General features: G+C 65.1%; 18 protein-coding genes. 10 read left to right on the forward strand and 8 right to left on the reverse strand.

The genetic code is table 11. The annotated features are described in order from the left end of the window. The 6 genes from Q0O95_RS08735 to holA all read left to right on the forward strand — a co-directional run. Positions 1 to 593: class I tRNA ligase family protein (locus Q0O95_RS08735; RefSeq protein WP_293697460.1), on the forward strand; the 593-nt coding region annotated here is incomplete at its 5' end. 80 nt (positions 594 to 673) lie between these two features. Continuing rightward, a complete protein-coding gene (locus Q0O95_RS08740) occupies positions 674 to 1,738 on the forward strand; it encodes a YeeE/YedE family protein (protein ID WP_293697462.1) in 1,065 nt (354 codons plus the stop codon). A gap of 25 nt (positions 1,739 to 1,763) precedes the next feature. Further along, a complete protein-coding gene (locus Q0O95_RS08745) occupies positions 1,764 to 1,991 on the forward strand; it encodes a sulfurtransferase TusA family protein (RefSeq protein WP_293697464.1) in 228 nt (75 codons plus the stop codon). Between the two features lie 92 nt (positions 1,992 to 2,083). Further along, a complete protein-coding gene (locus tag Q0O95_RS08750; RefSeq protein WP_293697465.1) occupies positions 2,084 to 2,638 on the forward strand; it encodes a ComEA family DNA-binding protein in 555 nt (184 codons plus the stop codon). Further along, on the forward strand, positions 2,635 to 4,851 hold the full coding sequence (locus tag Q0O95_RS08755; protein ID WP_293697466.1) for a ComEC/Rec2 family competence protein: 2,217 nt from the start codon (positions 2,635 to 2,637) through the stop codon (positions 4,849 to 4,851). The genes Q0O95_RS08750 and Q0O95_RS08755 overlap by 4 nt, the downstream gene beginning before the upstream one ends. Before the next feature lie 5 nt (positions 4,852 to 4,856). After that, a complete protein-coding gene (holA, locus tag Q0O95_RS08760; protein WP_293697468.1) occupies positions 4,857 to 5,831 on the forward strand; it encodes a DNA polymerase III subunit delta in 975 nt (324 codons plus the stop codon). Between the two features lie 226 nt (positions 5,832 to 6,057). Here the strand turns inward: holA and rpsT are convergent, their stop codons facing one another. The 5 genes from rpsT to Q0O95_RS08785 form a co-directional block, all read right to left on the reverse strand. Further along, positions 6,058 to 6,318 carry a 30S ribosomal protein S20 gene (gene rpsT / locus Q0O95_RS08765; protein WP_293697470.1) on the reverse strand — a complete coding sequence of 87 codons (261 nt, stop codon included), beginning with the start codon at positions 6,316 to 6,318 and terminating at the stop codon, positions 6,058 to 6,060. 151 nt (positions 6,319 to 6,469) lie between these two features. Then, on the reverse strand, positions 6,470 to 7,990 hold the full coding sequence (locus Q0O95_RS08770; protein WP_293697472.1) for a PTS ascorbate transporter subunit IIC: 1,521 nt from the start codon (positions 7,988 to 7,990) through the stop codon (positions 6,470 to 6,472). Between the two features lie 30 nt (positions 7,991 to 8,020). Further along, on the reverse strand, positions 8,021 to 8,290 hold the full coding sequence (locus Q0O95_RS08775; RefSeq protein WP_293697474.1) for a PTS sugar transporter subunit IIB: 270 nt from the start codon (positions 8,288 to 8,290) through the stop codon (positions 8,021 to 8,023). Then, a complete protein-coding gene (locus tag Q0O95_RS08780; protein ID WP_293697475.1) occupies positions 8,287 to 8,742 on the reverse strand; it encodes a PTS sugar transporter subunit IIA in 456 nt (151 codons plus the stop codon). Before Q0O95_RS08780 ends, Q0O95_RS08775 begins: the two co-directional genes overlap by 4 nt. Then, complete coding sequence (locus Q0O95_RS08785) at positions 8,739 to 9,863, reverse strand: ROK family protein (RefSeq protein ID WP_293697476.1); 1,125 nt, start codon at positions 9,861 to 9,863, stop codon at positions 8,739 to 8,741. The genes Q0O95_RS08780 and Q0O95_RS08785 overlap by 4 nt, the downstream gene beginning before the upstream one ends. A gap of 61 nt (positions 9,864 to 9,924) precedes the next feature. Here Q0O95_RS08785 and Q0O95_RS08790 point away from each other — a divergent pair, with 61 nt between their 5' ends. After that, entirely contained in the window at positions 9,925 to 11,937 is a 2,013-nt protein-coding gene (locus Q0O95_RS08790) for a transketolase (RefSeq protein ID WP_293697477.1), read from the forward strand. Here Q0O95_RS08790 and Q0O95_RS08795 read toward each other — a convergent pair. Both Q0O95_RS08795 and Q0O95_RS08800 read right to left on the reverse strand, forming a co-directional pair. Then, complete coding sequence (locus Q0O95_RS08795; protein ID WP_293697479.1) at positions 11,934 to 13,409, reverse strand: MFS transporter; 1,476 nt, start codon at positions 13,407 to 13,409, stop codon at positions 11,934 to 11,936. The genes Q0O95_RS08790 and Q0O95_RS08795 overlap by 4 nt on opposite strands. Before the next feature lies 1 nt (position 13,410). Further along, entirely contained in the window at positions 13,411 to 14,769 is a 1,359-nt protein-coding gene (locus tag Q0O95_RS08800; protein ID WP_293697481.1) for a M20/M25/M40 family metallo-hydrolase, read from the reverse strand. 118 nt (positions 14,770 to 14,887) lie between these two features. On the opposite strand from Q0O95_RS08800, the gene lepA reads away from it, so the two are divergent. From lepA to hemW, 3 genes are read left to right on the forward strand one after another with little or no spacing between them, the layout of a single operon-like run. Beyond that, on the forward strand, positions 14,888 to 16,738 hold the full coding sequence (lepA, locus tag Q0O95_RS08805) for a translation elongation factor 4 (protein WP_293697483.1): 1,851 nt from the start codon (positions 14,888 to 14,890) through the stop codon (positions 16,736 to 16,738). Next, positions 16,735 to 17,367, forward strand: a complete 633-nt coding sequence (locus Q0O95_RS08810) for a DUF1990 family protein (RefSeq protein ID WP_293697485.1) — start codon at positions 16,735 to 16,737, stop codon at positions 17,365 to 17,367. The genes lepA and Q0O95_RS08810 overlap by 4 nt, the downstream gene beginning before the upstream one ends. Beyond that, positions 17,364 to 18,581, forward strand: a complete 1,218-nt coding sequence (gene hemW / locus Q0O95_RS08815; protein WP_293697489.1) for a radical SAM family heme chaperone HemW — start codon at positions 17,364 to 17,366, stop codon at positions 18,579 to 18,581. The genes Q0O95_RS08810 and hemW overlap by 4 nt, the downstream gene beginning before the upstream one ends. Here the strand turns inward: hemW and Q0O95_RS08820 are convergent. Continuing rightward, positions 18,574 to 19,104 (reverse strand): DUF4870 domain-containing protein (locus Q0O95_RS08820; RefSeq protein ID WP_293697487.1); only part of this gene is annotated, 531 nt, incomplete at its 5' end. The two genes, hemW and Q0O95_RS08820, sit on opposite strands and share 8 nt — an antisense overlap.

Raw genomic sequence — 19,104 nt, forward strand, 5'->3', positions numbered from 1 at the left:
GGAAGGATGTCTCGCCCGCCGGCAGCGGCCGCTTCCTGGCGCGGGCCTGGCGTCTTTCCGGGGAAGTCGACTCGCCGGTCGGGACGAACACTGCCGATGGGGATCGCACGCTCCGTGCCGTGACGCATCGCTTCCTGGCGGATGCGCCGGGGCTCATCGAGTCGCTCAAGTTCAATGTTGTCGTCGCGAGACTCATGGAGCTGACGAACCAGATTCGGAAGACCGTTGACGCGGGACCCGGGGCAGCGGATCCCGCTGTTCGCGAGGCGGTCGAGACGCTCGCGCTCGGGCTCGCGCTGTTCTCGCCGTACACTGCCGAGGACATGTGGGAGAGGCTCGGGCACGAGCCTTCCATCGCGAACGTCGTGTGGGCGGAAGCGGAACCAGCGCTGCTCGTTGAGGACACCGTGACCTGCGTCGTCCAGGTCAACGGGAAGGTACGCGACCGTCTCGACGTGAGCCCCGACATCGGCGAGGCGGATCTCGAGGAGGCGGCCGAAGCATCCAAGGCTGTTCAGCGCGCCGTGGGAGAGGGTTCGATCGTCAAGGTCATCGTTCGTGCTCCGAAGCTCGTGAACTTCGTCGTGAAGTAGTTTTCCTGCGCCGGACATGAGGCGTAATAATAGGTAATATAACTTGAGCTTTAGGGGGTCATGCTGGTCTCATAGCCAGCATGATCCTCACAGGCTTACTCCTCGGCACCGTTCTCGGCTTCGTGTTCCAGCGTGGACGATTCTGCGTTACCGGTGCGTTTCGAGACCTCTTCACGTTGCGCAGCACGCGGTGGCTCACGGCATTCATGGTGATCGTCGCAGTGCAGTCGATCGGCGTGTTCGTTCTCGATGCGCTCGGCGTCATCAATCTCACCTCTGGCGACTTCCCCTGGCTCGGAGCGGTGCTCGGCGGCTTCATCTTCGGATTCGCGATCGTACTGGCAGGCGGCTGCGCGACAGGAACGTACTACCGCGCCGGGGAAGGGCTCGTCGGTTCGTGGCTGGCGCTGATCTTCTACATCGTCGGAGCCGCGACCTTCCGCTTCGGACCTCTCGCGACATCAACCGACGCAGTGCGCTCGATAGCGCTCCCGGAGGACAGCATCTATCAGGCGCTCGGCGTGAACCCGTGGATTCTCGTCACGCTGCTCGTTGCCGGCGTCGGGTTCGTCGTCGCTCGTCATCTTCGCAGGGAGCGCAAAGTGCGGAGGGCATCCCTTCCGGCCACGAAGACCGGCATCGCCCACGTGCTGTTCGAGAGGCCGTGGCACCCGTTCATCTCCGCGGCGATCATCGGCGTCATCGCGACAGCGGCGTGGCCGTTGTCCTGGGCGACGGGCCGTGAATCCGGGCTCGGCATCACGGGCCCGTCAGCCAACATCGGCGTGTTCCTCGCGACCGGCGATCTCGCGCTCGTCGACTGGGGCGTCATGCTCGTCCTCGGCCTGCTCATCGGTTCGTTCATTGCGGCGGCCGGCTCCGGCGAGTTCAAGATCAGGGTTCCGGATGCGCGCACGAGCGTCCGATCGATCTTCGGCGGCATCCTGATGGGGTGGGGTGCCGCCTGGGCGGGCGGGTGCACGATCGGCAATGCGATGGTCAACACGGCGACCTTCGGATTCCAGGGATGGATATCGCTGCTCTTCATGATCATCGGCACAGGTGTCGCCACCAGGCTCTTCATCACGAACCACAGGAGAGACGGCGCTGCCGCGCGACCCGTGCTCACGTCCGCCGGCAAGTAGTACCGACAGTAAAGGAAAGATCACCATGGCAAAGCACGTTCTGGAGACCGTCGGGCAAGTGTGCCCCTTCCCGCTCGTGGAGGCGAAGCGAGCAATCGCCGAGATTCCCGTCGGCGACGAACTCGTCATCGACTTCGACTGCACGCAGGCGACCGACTCACTGCCGCAGTGGGCGGCCGAGAACGGATACCCGGTGACAGAGTTCGTCAAGCGCGGTGCAGCAGAGTGGTCGATTACCGTGCAGCGCGCGTAGCCACGGCAAAGTACGCTCAACAGCCCCGTTCCCTCCACAGGGAGCGGGGCCGTTCGCGTGCCGGTGGCACCGGGGCTGGCACGGTTGCGTGCGTGGCGAGGGAGAACTGGCGACTGGGCGTAGGCGCCGCTGTTGTGCTCGTGATCGGGGCGGTCGCGGGCGGCGCGATCGTGAACGCCGTCGGGGCATCCTCGCAAGGGTCGGACGTTGTCATCGGGGTGGAGGACGACTCCGTCGAAGCAGAGGAGCTGCTTGTCGATGTCCAGGGTGCGGTGGAGCGCCCCGGCATCGTCGTCTTGGCGCCAGGGGCGAGGGTCGTGGACGCCATTTCCGCCGCCGGCGGGCTCACGGAGGGCGCCGCTGCAGGCAGCATCAATCTTGCACGTGAAGTGCAGGACGGTGAACAGCTGCTCGTCCCGATCGAAGGCGAGGAGGAGACGACCGAGGACGGCAACGGTCTCATCAATATCAATCGCGCGACGGCGGAAGAGCTCCAGCAGCTGCCGCGGGTCGGCCCTTCGGTGTCCGCCGCGATTGTTGCGCATCGCGATGAGCACGGGCCGTTTGCGAGCGTCGATGATTTGGAAGACGTCAGCGGGATCGGGCCGGCGATGATGGAACAGTTGCGCACGTTGGTGACCGTGTGAAGCCTCCGGCAGATTTTCGGCTCGCCATCCCGGTCGCAACCGGATGGCTTGCGCTCGCGCTGGTCGAGTTCACGCCGGTGGACGCCGGAGTCGCCGTCCTCGTAGCCGGCTCAGGGATGCTCGTGGCTCTACTGGCAGCGATACTGTTGCGCCGCAGGGCACCGGCGGGGCTCCTCGCGCTCATCGCCGTCGCATGCGCAATAGCGGCGCTGCTTGTCGTTCGCGGGGCGCAGGAACCCGCATCCGTCGACGCCGGAACAGGACGATGCGATGCGCTCGTGCGCTTGGACTCCGGTAACGCGCTGCCTGCCGCCGCCACCGTGCTGACGGCGGACTGCGGAAGGGAGCACAGCAGCGGCCCCGTCATCCTGTTCGAGGCGGTCGGTGAACACGGCGAGGTGCAGCCGGGCGAACTCGGATTCGGCACCGTGCTCAGCGCCGAGTGCGATACCTGGTCGTTCCAAGACAACTGGGTGCTGGACTGCACGAACGCTCACGTCGTCGAGCGGCCCCTGTTTGCACAGTGGAGCGCCGCCTGGCGCGCGTCGTTTCAACGTGCCAACGAACCGTTGCCCGGTGACGGAGGAGCGCTGCTCGCTGGCCTCGCGATAGGAGACACCTCACGCGTCGACGAAACACTGCAGGACGCGATGCTGGAGGCGGGACTCTCGCACCTGACAGCGGTTTCCGGTGCGAATTGCGCGATCGTGACGGCGGCGGCTTTCGGTCTCTCGGCGGCCCTGGGCGCAAGGAGGTGGGTTCGTATTTCCGTTGCTCTCGCGGCTCTTGCGGCATTCGTAGTGCTGGTGACGCCGGAGCCATCCGTTGTCCGTGCATCCTTGATGGCGATCATCGCGCTCTTGGGTTTCCTGCGCGGGCAACCGCGGGGTGCGGTGCCGTTGCTGTCGCTCGCGGTGCTCGTGGGCCTCATCGTGAATCCAACGCTCGCGACGAGCGTCGGCTTCGTGCTCTCGGTGTTGGCGACAGCCGGGCTCATCGTGCACTCGAAACCCATAGCGGAGCGACTCGCCGACTACATGCCGGCTCCGCTGGCGTTCGCCATCGCCGTCCCCGTCGCCGCACAGCTGTGGGTGCTGCCCGTCTTGATTCTGCTCGACAACGGCGTGCAACCGCTGTCGGTGCTCTGGAATCTGGCCGCAGCTCCCGCAGCGCCCGTTGTCACCGTCGTCGGCTTGGTCGCCTGCATGGCAAGTCAATTCGTGCCGGTTATCGGAACGCTCGTGGCATGGCTCGCTTGGCCGGCGGCGGCGTGGATCGCCTCGCTCGCAAGGCTGAGCGAGGCGATCGGGCCGTGGCGCATCCCCTGGGCAGAGGGGCTGCCAGGCGCGCTGCTCGCGGCCGTCGGCATCACGGGTGTTGCGATGCTGCTACGTCGCCGGAGGCTGGGCATTGCGGTCATCGGCCTCGCTGCACTGCTGGCGACTGGCCTCGTCAGTGTCCCCGAGGCCGTTCGACGAGCATCCCTTGCCGACTGGCGAGTCGTGCAGTGCGATGTCGATCAGGGGCACGCGACGCTCGTCCGGGTAGGAGGCGCGACGGTGCTGATCGATACGGGGGAACACGAGGATCTGCTGGAGGAGTGCCTCCAGACTGCGGGCGTTCGGCAGATAGACGTGCTGTTCCTGACGCACTTCGACCTCGACCACTCCGGCGCAGCCCCGGCAATGATCGGGAGAATCGGTACGGTCGTGCACGGGCCGATGACGCAGGAAGACGAACAGCTCGTCGCGCAATTGCGCGAGGGCGGCGCGGATGCGCGCGAGGTCGGTGCCGGTGCCCGTGTCACGGTCGGGCAGATGGTCGTGAACGTGCTCTGGCCGGAGGCCGGAATAGCTCCGGGGAACCCGGCATCACTCGCGCTCGCCTTCCAGGAAAGGACAAACGGAGGCGTCTTCCTCGTGATTCTCGGGGATCTCGGTGAGGCTGAGCAGCGAAGGCTCATCGGTGTCGTGCCAGAGTCGACGCTGCTGCTGGCCGCGCATCACTGCAGCGCGGACCAGCATCCGCCCCTGTACGACGAGGTTGGTGCCGACGCCGTCCTGGTAGGAGTGGGGGAGAACAGCTATGGGCATCCGACGGATGCGTGTTTGCAAGCGATAACCGGTTCCGGCGGCACACCGCTGCGCACCGACGAGCACGGCACGATCGCCATCATGCACGACGGGTCCGTGTGGTTCAGCGGCGTAGACTGAAGACCATGGCGAAGAGCGGACAGATCAGCTGGGACGCAGCCTTTCCCGCGCCCATCGTGCTGCTGCACGGCAAGGAGGATCTGCTGGCGAGGCGCGCCTCCGAGCGGATTCGGCAGGTGCTGCGGATGGAGGATCCGGAACTCGAGGTGATCGATATCGCAGCTGATGACTACGAGCCCGGTGCACTGCTCATGCACGCCAGCCCGTCGCTCTTCATGGAGCCCAAGCTCTTGCGGGTGTCGGGTCTGTCGAAGATGACCGACGCGTTTCTGGAGGACGCGATGGCGGCGGCCAAGGAGCCGTTCGACGCCACGACGATTCTGCTGCGCCACGACGCGTCGTCGACGCGCGGGAAGCGACTCGTCGACACCGTGAAACGAGGCGGCGTCGTAGTCGACTGCTCGGAGGTCAAGGACTTCGATGCCAAGGTGGCGTTCGCGCGTGCCGAGTTCGCGGAGGCCGACCGCGAAGCGACGCCCGGCGCCTTGAATCGGCTGGTTCGGCTGTTCGAACGGTCTCTCGATGAGCTTGCCGGTGCCATCGCGCAACTGGTCTCCGATACGGCAGGGCAGGTGACGGAAGAATCTGTCGCGAAGTACTACCGGGGCAGTGAAGCGACCACCGCGTTCGATGTCGCCGACGCCGCCATCAAGGGCAACGCGGGGCAGGCTCTCGTGCTGCTGCGGCAGGCCATCTGGTCAGGGTCGTCGCCCGTTCCCATCGTCGCTGCATTCGCTGCGAGACTGAGAACCATGGCGAAGGTTTCCGCAGCCGACGGCTCCGAAGGTCAGGCCGCGAAGTCTCTGGGGATGCCGGGCTGGATGGTGCGCAATGCCCGGAGGGACCTCCAGCGGTTCGATGAGCAGCGACTCGCGAGGTGCATCCGCATCATCGCGGAGACGGATCACGCGGTCAAGGGCGCTTCTCGCGCACCCGAGTACTCCGTCGAACGCATGGTGCGCGTCATCGCCGCTCGCTGACCCTTTCGTTGGGGGAACACTTCTCGGTCTATGCACGGAATGAACACGCTATACGGGCGTGTCGCCATGCATAGACCGAGAAGTGTGCCCATACAGCTCATCGGGGGGGGGAGGAGCGGGATGCGGGAGGTGTGCTGGAGTGTGCGGGGCGCGTGGGGATGCGGGAATTCGGGTATGCGAAAGGGGCTGAGCAATGCCCAGCCCCTTTCGTGAATCTTCGCGCGACTTAGAGAGCAGCGACCTTCTTGGCGAGCTTCGACTTGCGGTTCGCAGCCTGGTTCTCGTGAATGACGCCCTTGCTCACTGCCTTGTCGAGCTTCTTGGTCGCGATCTGGAGCGACTGCTCGGCAGCGGACTTGTCGCCGGCCGTGATGGCCGTGCGGGTGTTGCGGATCACCGTGCGCAGTTCGCTCTTGACCGTGCGGTTGCGCTCGGTAGCCTTTGCGTTGGTGAGGATGCGCTTCTTCTGCGACTTAATGTTTGCCACGTGGGATGCTCTTTCTTACATTCGTTACGGGTGGAACCGGGGCCGGCTCCACGGCACGTCGACGAGGGAATGAGAGGGATCGACGTGGAAGCCAAGGACCTACTCTAGTAGATTCTCGGTGCTTCCACAACGATCCCTCTCCTGTGTTTCGCTACTCGGTCTCCGATTTCTTCGCAGCACGCGCCGCCTTGCGAGCCTCACGCTGGGCCTTCGCGGCCGCGCGTGCCTCTTCGGCTTCGGCGTCGAGCCACGCCTGTCGGTTGGCTGCGGGGAGCCAACCGCGGTCCGTGACGCGCTTCTGGAAGAGGATCGCGCCGCCCAGCAGTACGGCCCCGATGAGCAGTACCAGGATGATGCCGAGCACCTCATTGCCCAGCAGCGAGGTGCCGAGCAGAATGCCGAACCACCCGAAGTCGGCATCCCCGAACGTCGAGTTCGCGAAGCCGAGCTCGCCCATGACCGTCATGAGACCCGCTGGCAGGAACGTGATGAGCAGACCGTTGACGAAGCCACCGATCACGGCACCGCGTCGCCCTCCGGTCGCATTGCCGAAGACGCCCGCACCACCACCGGTGAAGAAGTGCGGCACCATCCCGGGCAGAATGAGTGCAAGGCCCAGCCAGGGGTTCACGAGCGCCAGGACGGCGAGGCCGATGAGGCCGCCGACGAACGACGACAGGAATCCGACCAGCACTGCGTTCGAGGCGTAGGGGAACACGATCGGGATGTCGAGAGCGGGCTTTGCTCCCGGCACGACCTTGGCGGCGATCCCTTCGAACGCGGGAATCAGCTCGCCGAGCACGACACGGACACCGTAGAGGATAACCGCGACACCGACACCGAACATGAGCGCCTGCATGAAGCCCTGCATGACGAAGTCGCTGCCGTCGGCAGCCCCGAGAATCGCGTACGCTTCATCGCCGAGCGAGATCATGCCCCAGACGACGAACACCATGTAGATGAGCACCATCGAGACCGTTGTCGCGACCATGGAGTCGCGCAGGAACGAGAGCCCCTGCGGGAACTTCATGTCCTCCGTGCTATTCGAGCGGCGTCCGAACGCCTGGCCGGCCGCACCGGCGGCAACGTAGCCGAGGGTTCCGAAGTGACCGATCGCAACTTTGTTGTCGCCAGTGATCCGGTTCATCCACGGCTGAGCGAATGCGGGGATCGCCACCATGACAACGCCGAGCAGCAGGGCTCCGATCAGGATGACGAGCCACTGCGAGTCGGGGAAGCCGACCGAGAGCACGACGACGATCATGACGGACATGAATACCATGTGGTGACCGGTCAAGAAGACGTACTTGAGCGGTGTGAACCGGGCGAACAGCAGCATGACGACGAACCCGAGTGCGAGGACGTACGCGGATGTCGCGCCGAACTCCACGGCCGCGAACGCCGTGATCACTTCATTGGTCGGAATAACTCCCTGTGCGCCCGTGACGCCGAGGATCAGCTCGCCGAGCGGCTCCAGCGAGCCGACGACAACGTCGGCTCCGGCGCCGAGTATCAAGAATCCCAGCGCAGCTTTGAGGCCTCCGCCGATGACCTGCCCTGCGGTTTTCCGGAGTGCGATCAAACCGATCGCGGTGATGAGCCCGACGAGATAGGCGGGCACGTTCAGGATCTGCTGCCCTATGAAGTCGAGGATGAGGACGAGGACTTCCATGATTTGCTCCTTGGTGGGGGACGGTGGCGGCTAGACGTATTCGTCGAGCGTGTCGGTGATCTCGGCAAGGTCCATGAAGTTCTTGACGGCGACGACGTCGACCGGCAGCGACTCCAATTGGGAGAGCAGTTCCTCGCTCGTGACGACGAGATCCGCTCCCTGCGCGACACCCTTCGCGGCGGTGATGTCCGCGGCGTCCACGACACCGTCGACGCCCAGCTCGTCGAGCGCCTTTTCAATGTTCATCTTGAGCAGCACACTGGTACCGATACCCATGCCGCAGACTGCAACGATTCTCATGTGGTTCCGTTCTCGATAGAGGTGATGATCTCGCGGACGCGTGCTTCCGAGTCCGCGGCTTTCAGTGATTCCATGTGTTCAGGGCTCGCGAGGATGCCCGCGAGCTGAGACATGACGGCGATATGGCCGTCGTGATCTTTTGCGGCGAGGCCGACGACGAGGTCGACCGGGTCGTTCGCGCTGCCGAACTCGACGGGACTCGCAAGCTGCACCCACGACAGTCCGGTCGCCAGCACGGCTTCGGACGGTCGCGAATGGGCGAGAGCGAAGCCCGGCGCGATGACGATGTACGGCCCGAGTTCTTCAATCGCCGCGATCATCTGTTCGGTGTACTCGTGCGTCGTGCAGCCGCCGCGAACGAGCCCGTCGCCGGCGAGCGTGATCGCCGCCCGCCAGTCGGCGGGAGTCGCCGCTACCGCGATGTCGCCGAGCGCATCGTTCAATGCCGTCATGCTGTCTCCTGTCTGTTCGTGCGAGTGCTGGCTGTCAGTGCTTCCTGCGTTGTCAGGGCGTCGAGCGCGAGATTCGCGGCGCCGACGACGCCCGCTTCGCGGCCCCTTCTGCAGCGATGAACTCCAACGGAGTCGCGCTGGGGAGGGCGCATGCGCTCCATCAGCGCAGAGCGGATGCCGTCCACGACGGCGTCGGCTTCCGCCAGGTTGCCGCCGATGAGTACCTCTTGCGGATCCACGAACGCGACGAGCGACGTCAGTGCGGTGCCGAGGCGTCCGGCCATCTCGTGCAGTGCCTCGCGGGTTGCTCGGCCGAGGGCGTTCTCGTTCGCTGCGACGGCCACAATGTCGCTGCTGGGTGCGTCGCGTGGCAGGCCGTGACGCACGAGAGCATTGCGGACGGTGTACCCGGAAAAGAGGGTTTCGGCAGCAACGAATTCGTCGGCGTGGGGGATGAGGAATGCGCCGGCGGCGCCGTTGGCTCCCGATAGAACACGGTGCCCGGACAGCGTCGCGACCGACAGCCCCAGCCCGATCTTGACGATCAGCGCATCGGGCTTGGCCTCTGGGTGCTGCGCTTCGCCGCGCGCAACGACCGCGACGTCCTGTGCGAAGACTTCCGGGACTTCAATGCTGAGGATGCCGGCGGGGCTGAAGGACTCCCAATCGCGTTGTTCCGGTGCCATCTCGCCGTTGGTGAACCGGGGCGGCGGGATGGGGATACCGGAACCCACGGCAAGGATGCGATCCGCTTCAGCGTCGCTGACGGATGCCCGAATCCACTCTGCGACGACATTGCTCCCCGCTGTCCTGCCCGCTTCGAGGTCCGTGATCCGAACCACGGATGCGTCAGCGGAGCAGATCGCGAGCCGGGAGTGGCTGCCACCGATATCGAGCGCGAGGATCAGGCCGCGGTCGGGATTCAGCTCGAGTTTCGTAGCGGGCCTCCCACCGGTGCTGGGAGCGAACTCGCCAGGGCGGATGATGGCGGCGTCCGTGAGCTCGCCGAGACGTGAAGTCAGCGTCGTGCGCGACCACTCCAGCTCCTCCAAGAGCTTGGAGCGAGTGTCGGCACCACGACGAATGCGCCGTACCACTTCCTCGAGGGAGTGCGCCAGCATGAGGAGCCCCTTTGCGATACCCGGATTGACTTACGACCAATTCTAGACCAAAGTGGTTGTCATGACAAGAGAGCCCAGTGTTATCGGCGGTTGCAGGTCAGAGCAGGAGTACCGGGCGGTCGCAGCTGCCACTGCATTGCCGGCGTGGGCCGTGCAGCAGAAGGGGCACGGGCACGCGGGAACAGCCATGGCGCTTGCGCCGCTCGCACACACGCTGTACCAGCGGGTCATGCGCCATTCCCCGCGGCATCCGGAGTGGCCGGGGCGTGATCGTTTCGTGCTCTCTGCGGGCCACGCGAGCCTGCTGCAATACGTACAGTTGATGTTCACCGGCTACGGCCTCGAACCCGCCGATATCGCCGCCGCCAGGACGTTCGGATCCGCAACCCCTGGGCACCCCGAGTACGGGCACACAGCGGGTGTCGAGGTGACGACCGGACCGCTCGGCCAGGGAGTCGCGAATGCGGTCGGCATGGCGGTCGGGTTACGACGAGAGAGGGCGCTCTTCGGCACGCCCCACGATCCGACGGTGTGGGCGGTCGCCGGCGACGGCTGCATGCAGGAGGGTGTTGCGAGCGAGGCCGCGTCGCTCGCAGCAACGATCGGCATGGACAACCTCGTGCTGATTTGGGATGACAATCGCGTGACGATCGATGCGCTCACCGATGAGGCGTTCACGGAAGATGTGCGTGCGCGGTTCGCCGCCTACGGGTGGCGGAACCTGGAGATCGAGGACGCAACCGACCTCGACTCGATCGAGAAGACACTGCGTGAGGCGAAGCTGCGAACGGGGGCGCCGACGCTCGTGTCTATCAAGAGCACGATCGGGTATCCCGCTTCCTCTTCGTTCGCAGGCACGCCGAAAGCGCACGCCGGCGCCCCTGGCGCCGATGAGCTCGCCGGCATCCTCGCTGCGCTCGGCTTTCCCGCCGGCGCCGGACTGGAAACGCTCGTCGATGACGCTGCGCTCGCATTCGGCAGAAGCGCGATCGCACGGGGAGAGGAGCTCGTTCGCGAGTGGGATGCCGAGATGCGCTCCTGGGGCGATAGTCACCCCGCCGAGGCCGCAGAGTGGCACACCCGCCGGAGGGGAGAGCAGCTCATAGGGGCAGACGTTCTCGACGGGGTTGCCGCGGCGAGCGGTGACGAGGCGACGCGCGTAGCGAACGGCCGGGTTGTCAACGCACTCGCGGAAACCGGGCGATTCTTCGGCGGTTCGGCAGACGTTGCCTCGAGCACCTCGGTGGCGATTCCCGGCGAGCGATTCTCGAACGATCATCCCGCCGGCGAATTTCTGCGCTTCGGCATCCGCGAGCACGCGATGCAGGCGGTGCTCAACGGTATCGCGTTGATAGGGCTGGACCGCGCCTACGGATCCGCCTACGCTGTCTTCACCGACTACTTGCGACCGGCGCTGCGTCTGGCTGCGCTCATGGAGCTGCCGACGATCACGATCGCCACCCACGATTCGGTTGCGGTCGGAGAAGACGGCCCGACGCACCAGCCCGTCGAGCAGCTGGCTTCACTGAGAGCGATGCCGGGGGTCGACGTCGTGCGACCGGCGGACTCTGCAGAAGTCGTCGCCTGCTGGCGGCGGATGCTCGGGTCGACCGTGCCTACGGCGCTGTTCCTGTCTCGCCAGCCGGTTCGCCAGCTGACGGCAGCTGTTCCGGATCTGGATGCGAACGTTGCGCGGGGCGCCTACGTGCTCGCTGACGATGCGCATGCACGACTGACGCTGCTTGCGACCGGCTCGGAACTGCAGCTGGTCGATGCCGCGGCCGCGCAGCTGCGCTCCGTCGGCGTTCCTGTGCGCATTGTGAGCGCACCGTGCCTTCGCTGGTTCGATGAGCAGCCGGACGCGTACCGCGATGCCGTGCTGGGCAGTGTTCCCGTGCTGGCGGTCGAGGCGGGCGCAACGCAGTCGTGGTGGAAATACGCCGATGACGTGCTCGGCATCGACAGTTTCGGTGTGCCGGGCGATGGCGCAACGGTCATGGCGACTCTCGGTCTGACACAGGAGGCTGTCGTCCAGCGTGCGCAGCGCCTGCTGGGTCTCACGCTGCCGACCTAGGCAGCGACGGGAGCGATGCGATCACCGAACGCGTGCTTCGGGACGAACAGCAGCAGCACCGCGGCGGCGATCGCCGTGACCGAGCACACTGTCCATACGGTCAAGTAACCGGTGTAGGAGCCCGCGGTTCCCTCCGGCACAGTTCCGGCGGTTGCCGCAAAGCTTGACAGGGCCAGGCCGAAAATGCATGAAGCAACGGCTCCGCCAACCGTTTTAACGGAGTTCGTCATGCCCGTCGCAACGCCCGTCTGCTGCACGGTTGCGGCAGCAGCTGCCGCGGCAGGAAGTGAGGCGACGAGAGCTCCCGAACCGAGCCCTGCGACTGCCATGTTCGCGATCACCTGACCGTAGTGATCGTGCATGGGCAGGAACATGCCGTACCCGGCAGCGACGAGGAGACAGGCCATGACGAGCGCCCACCTCGGGGTCGTGAGGCGAGAGGCGAGAGGAACGAGCATGGCACCCACCGTCATTGCGATCAGATAGAGCCCGATGATGAGCGACGTGGCGAATCCGGATGTTCCCAGACCGAAGCCGTAGATTTCCGGGTCGGTGCGCGCGAAGGTGGAAAGGGGAGCCTGCGCTCCCAGGACCGACATTCCGAACAGGCCGGCCGTCGCGAATACCGGCCACAAGGCCGGGTCGGCGAACATGCGCACGTCGATGACGGGGTCGGGATGCCGCAGTTCGAAGCGTGCGAAGGCGTACAGCCCAATCGCCCCGAGCAGCAGCATCGTCACCGCCGCCCAGAAGCCTCCTGACCCTACATCGATGCCGCTGCCGCGCAGGACGAACAGCGACCCCATGAGCAGGATCAGCGCACCCGTCACGACGACAAGCCCTATCGTGTCGAATCCGGCCGGGCCGGGCCGCCGCTCCGTTTCCCTCACGCCGACCGCGATGACGATCCAGCAGACCCCGACGACGACCGCAGGGAGGACGAGCACGAACTGCAGCGGCAGGGCATCGATGAGCGCGCCTCCAGTCAGGGCCCCGGCGATCGCACCGAGCTCCAGAGCAGCGACGAGAACGCCGGCGGCCCGCCTCGTCAGCGCCGCGGGCGCATCGGTCGAGACTTCGCGGCTGCGGATGTAGATCAATGCGATCTCCAGCGGCAGCCACACGACGTAGAAGCCCTGCAGCGACCACGCGATGAGGAACAGCCAGAAGACCGGGGCGACTGCGATGAGAACAGATGCGAAAAACGTCACAGCGGTGGAGAGCAGCAGCATGCGCCGATGCCCGATCATGTCTCCGAGTTTCGAAAGAGCAGGCACGACGAGCGCGGAGAGCATGAGCTGCGCGCCCTCCAGCCAGTTCACGTCGGCGTCGGTTACGTCCAGGTGACGGGCTATGTCGCTCATGAACGGCGTGTAATAGCCCTGGATGATCCCGCTCGTGAACTCGACGAAGGCGAGGTACGCGACGACGGACCCGAGCCCGCCGAACAGGAGCGCTCGTGTCTTCCTCACCTCAGTCCTCCCGCTCGTCCGCGCGGTTCCTAATCAGCGCCCTGAAGAATCGTTCGCCGCGAACGAGCGAGTCGACGGCGACGGCTTCCTCCTCGCCGTGAATGGACTCGCGTTGTTCGAGGGTCATGAGCAGGGGAGCGAAGCGGTAGACGTGCGTGCACCACGTGTGGAAGTGACGCGCATCGCTCGCGGCCATCATGAGGTACGGGACTGCAGCGGCTGTCGGCCACGAGTCCTCCAGGGCAGCCCCGATCGCCTCGAAACGGTCGTCGAGAGGAGACTCCGGTGACGGTTCATGGCCCTCGATCAGCGTGAGCCGCACTCCGTCGTCTCGTATGCGTCTGCGCAGCGCTCGAAGCGTCTCCCGTACTGAGGAGCCCGGCATGATCCGGCAGTTCAGCGTCGCGGCCGCGTGCTCGGCCAGCACGTTGTCTGCCGATCCGGAGTTCAGCCGCGTCGGCGCAACCGTCGTGCGAACGAGCGCGGCGCTCTCGCCGCCCGCTTTCGCAAGCGCCGCCGCAACGAGCGGACCCGTCCTGCCGGCAATGCCGAGCAGCCTCGCCGCCGCTGACGTGGATACGGGGCGCAGCGCCGCGAGCATCGCCTGCACGGTTTCCGTGAGACGCGCCGGCAGCGGGTTGCGCTCGATGTTCTGCAGCGCCCCGACGAGACGAGGGATCGGTTCGTCGTGCTTGGGTGCCGAAGCGTGCCCTCCCGTTCCCTCGACTTCGAGGCGCACGGTTGCGACCCCTTTCTCAGCGAGACCGATCATGGCGCAGCGACCCTGTACGAAGTCGAGCACGTCGTCCGTCACGGCTCCTCCTTCGTCCAGCACCATGTACGGCTGACGTCCTGCGAGTTCTTCCTGCAGCAGCGCCGACATCGCCCGAGCGTTCGACCCCATGACCTCTTCGTTGCCGCCGAGCGCGATGATGACGTCGTGCGCGGGCGTAAACTCCGCCGCTAGCAAGTTCTCGACCGCTTCCAGCACGACTACGAGAGGACCCTTGTCGTCGAGTGCACCCCTTCCGACGACCCATTCGTCGCCTGCACGCCGCTCGATCCGGCCGTCGAACGGATCACCGGAGGGCCATGGGGATGCCGGCACGACATCCCAGTGCGCCATCAGGACGAGAGGGGCAGCGTCGCTCGCGCCGCGCCAACGGAACAAGAGCCCCGTGTCGTCGACGACGCGACGGTCGAGTCGTTCGTGCACGAGCGGATACAGGTTGCGCAGAACAGCGGGAAACGACGCGAACGCCTCCGCGTGCGTCTCGGCTTCCGCTGAAACGGTAGGGATGCGGATCAGGGCGGCGAGGCGCTCCGCCACTCCCGAGCGAACCTCGACGCTGTTGTCCATGGCATGAGTGTAGCCGTCCCGTGAGCCCGCGAATGACGATTATCGGCCCCGTATGCGAGGATGGAGGGCAGCTTTTGCCCGTGAAGGGCCCCACTCGGACCCCCAAGAAGAAGGACACGTGAGCCCACGCGCAGCCACGCCGTTAGAACCGGCCCGGACCGATATTTCGGCGATCCGGAACTTCTGTATCATCGCCCACATCGACCACGGCAAGTCGACACTCGCAGATCGTATGCTGCAGCTCACCGGCGTCGTCGAGGAGCGAGTCATGCGAGCTCAGTACCTCGACCGCATGGACATCGAGCGGGAACGCGGCATCACGATCAAGAGCCAGGCCGTGCGGATGCCGTGGGCTGTCGACGGTTCGACGTATGCGCTGAACATGATCGACACGCCGGGCCACGTCGACTTCAGCTACGAGGTCTCCCGGTCGCTCGCTGCATGTGAGGGAGCGCTGCTGCTGGTCGACGCGGCACAGGGCATCGAGGCGCAGACCCTCGCGAACCTCTACCTTGCGCTCGAGCACGACCTCGAGATCATTCCGGTCTTGAACAAGATCGATCTGCCCGCCGCAGACCCGCAGAAGTATGCGGAGGAGATCGCGAAGCTCATCGGCGGTGACCCCGATGACGTGCTGCGGGTCTCCGGCAAGACGGGCGAAGGTGTCGACGCGCTGCTCGATCGCGTCGTTCGCGATGTGCCGGCGCCCAAGGGCGACCCGGACGCGGCTGCGCGAGCCATGATCTTCGACTCCGTCTATGACGCATACCGCGGCGTCATTACGTTCGTCAGAATGATGGATGGCAGTCTCGAGCCGCGCGAGAAGATTCAGATGATGTCGACCGGCGCGACGCACGAGCTGCTCGAGATCGGTGTGTCGAGCCCGGAACCGGCACCGACCAAGGGGCTGGGCACCGGCGAAGTCGGATACCTCATCACGGGTGTCAAGGACGTGCGGCAGTCGAAGGTCGGCGACACGGTGACGAATCACCGAAAACCAGCCGACGTGGCCCTGACGGGCTATGAGGAACCGAAGCCGATGGTGTTCTCCGGCCTGTACCCCATCGACGGCAGCGACTATCCCGTATTGCGGGAGGCCCTCGACAAACTCAAACTCTCGGATGCCGCCCTCGTGTACGAACCGGAAACGTCCGTCGCCCTCGGCTTCGGCTTCCGGTGCGGATTCCTGGGGCTGCTGCACCTGGAGATCATCTCCGAACGGCTGCGACGCGAATTCAACCTCGACCTCATCGCGACCGCTCCCAGCGTCGTGTACGAAGTGCAGACGGAGGAGAAGAACATCGTCACGGTGACGAATCCTTCCGAGTTCCCGACCGGGAAGATCGACAAGATCATTGAGCCGGTCGTGAATGCGACCCTGCTCGCGCCGAAGGATTACGTGGGTACGATCATGGAACTCTGCCAGTCCCGTCGTGGCAGTCTGGAGGGGCTGGACTATCTCTCTGAAGATCGCGTCGAGATTCGGTACCGACTGCCGCTCGGTGAGATCGTCTTCGACTTCTTCGACCATCTGAAGTCGCGCACGCAGGGCTACGCATCCCTCGACTATGAGGTAGAGGGAACGCAGGAAGCGGACCTCGTGAAGGTCGATATTCTGCTGCAGGGAGAGCAGGTGGACGCTTTCAGCGCCATCGTGCACAGGGACAGCGCGTACTCCTACGGCGTGCTGATGGCTGGGAAGCTGAAAGATCTCATTCCCAGGCAGCAGTTCGAAGTGCCGATTCAGGCGGCCGTCGGAGCCAGGATCATCGCACGTGAGAACATCCGTGCCATCAGAAAAGACGTGCTGGCGAAATGCTACGGAGGCGACATCTCCCGAAAGCGCAAGCTGCTGGAGAAGCAGAAAGAGGGCAAGAAGCGCATGAAGATGGTCGGACGAGTCGAAGTGCCGCAGGAGGCATTCATCGCTGCGCTCTCGACGGGAGAGTCGAAGAAGGAGGGCAAGTGAGTCGAGCACCCATTACCGAGCGCACAACGAATTACGGGCAGGTCGGCATAACATCCCAGCCGGAGTTCGAGCGCTTCATCCCTTCCGGCTTTCGAGTCATCGAACGACGATCGCGCATCGGTCACGGCAGGCCGCGATTCGACTCGGCCGTGCTCGGGCTGCGCACCTGGCAGGTTCAGCGCCGCAGTGGGCTCGACGTCGAGGTGTACCCTGCCGATGAGAGTCAGGTGTACCGCCCCGTGGTCTATCGAGACGGCGACGTCGTAGAGTCGGCAAGTTACGAGCAGCCGACGGACTTCGACTCGTCCGGCGCTGCGCTGCTCCAGCCCGGCGACTCGGCCATGCAGTCATTGCGCGTTGCCGGAAAGCTGTTCCACGCACCCGTCCGAGTCATCTCGGTGATCGAGGAGCCCGAGACGCACACCGTCACGTTCGGTGCGCTCGAAGGGCATCCCGAGAAGGGCGAGGAGCGGATGCGCGTCACGATCGGCGAGGATGGCGCGGTGCACTTCGAACTGCGTGTCGTGTGGGCGCCGAACGCCTGGTGGCTTCGCCCGACGATGCCCTGGTTCAAGCGCATTCAGCGCACGCACCACGATCGGTTCATGTACGCGCTGACTAAGGTATAACCGTGGCGAAGCTACCCGACGGTGACCCTGCGCCGGCGGATGGCCGTCTTCCTGCTCGAGCTGGAACCGGCGCCGATGATCGCGATCTCGGCGTTTACGTGCACGTGCCGTACTGCAGAGTGCGTTGCGGCTACTGCGACTTCAACACGTACACGGCCGAGGAACTCGGTGGCACGAGCCGAAAAGAGTACATCGACGAAGCTCTCGTCGAACTCGAGCTGGCGCGCAGCAGACTCGGGGAGATCGACGCGGTACGGCCGGTATCGACGGTGTTCTTCGGTGGTGGCACCCCGACGCTGCTCCCGCCCGAAGACCTCGTCCGGATGCTGGCGGGTATCAGAAGCACCTTCGGCATACTCCCGGATGCCGAGATAACGACGGAGGCGAATCCCGACTCCGTCGACGAGCGAGATCTTGCCAAGCTGCGCGACGGTGGGTTCACGAGGGTGAGCTTCGGTATGCAATCAGCGGTACCCCACGTACTAAGGACCCTGGATCGGACTCACGACCCGAAGCGAGTCCCCGAGGTGGTTGCGGCCGCGGGGCGTACGGGGCTCGAAGCGAGTGTCGACCTCATCTACGGCACGCCGGGCGAGTCCCTCGACGACTGGCGGACATCCCTGGAAGCAGCGATTGAGCTCGATACTGCGCACGTGTCCGCCTATGCGCTCATCGTCGAGGATGGAACGGCGATGGCCCGGAACATCCGCAGGGGGACTGTTCCACCTGTCGATGATGACCTGCAGGCCGACATGTACGAGCTTGCGGATGTACTCCTTTCGGCTGCGGGCTACGACTGGTACGAAGTGAGCAACTGGTCGAAGAGCGGAGCAGAGTCGCGGCACAACCTCGCGTACTGGACGGGACAGGACTGGTGGGGCATAGGTCCGGGAGCACACAGCCACGTCGGCGGAGTTCGCTGGTGGAACGTGAAACACCCTGCCGCGTACGCCTCCCGTATCGAGCAACGGCTTTCCCCGGTCATGGCACGCGAGCTCTTGGACGATGAAACGCGGCGAACGGAGCGCATCCTGCTCGAGACTCGCATCAGGAGCGGGCTCCCGGTCGGAGTTCTCGAAGCCGATGGCAGACGAGCGGTCGCAGAACTGATCGCGGCAGGGCTCGTAGACGCAGAAGCCGCCCTCGGCGGCCGGGTTGTCCCGACCCTTCGAGGGCGGCTTCTCGCAGATCGCGTCGTACGAGACCTTACTTGATCATCTTGATGGCCAGGGGGTAGTTCGATACCCCGCCGTTACCGACCTTGTTGGCCGAGACGAAGCCGAAGATGATACCCATGATCCATGCTGCGAGGTACGTCAGGAATCCGATGAAGATGAACATCAGGATCGAACTCGCGATCATGTAGATACCGATGCTGATGTAGAAGTTCAGGGCAGCGCCGGTCTCCTGGCGAACGAACGGCCCCTTGTCCTTCTGCGTGAGGTAGAAGATCAGCGCAACGATCCAGCCCGCTCCGAAGATCGCAGCGATCGCCGAGAACATGTGTGCGTTCTTCGACTGCTCGACTTCTTCCTGCGGGCTTACCTGTGGCTGCCCGGGCGCGGCGCCGTACTGCGGCTGTCCGGGAGCGCCGTACTGCTGCTGGCCGTACTGGTCGCCCGCGGGAGCGCCGTAGTTGGGCTGCTGGCCGTACTGGTCACCTGCTGGAGCGCCGTACTGGTCGCCAGCGGGTGCGCTGAACTGCTGGCCGCCTGCCGGAGCCCCGTACTGGTCGCC

The sequence above is a fragment of the uncultured Agrococcus sp. genome (assembly GCF_945915485.1).
Classification (GTDB): Bacteria; Actinomycetota; Actinomycetes; order Actinomycetales; family Microbacteriaceae; genus Agrococcus.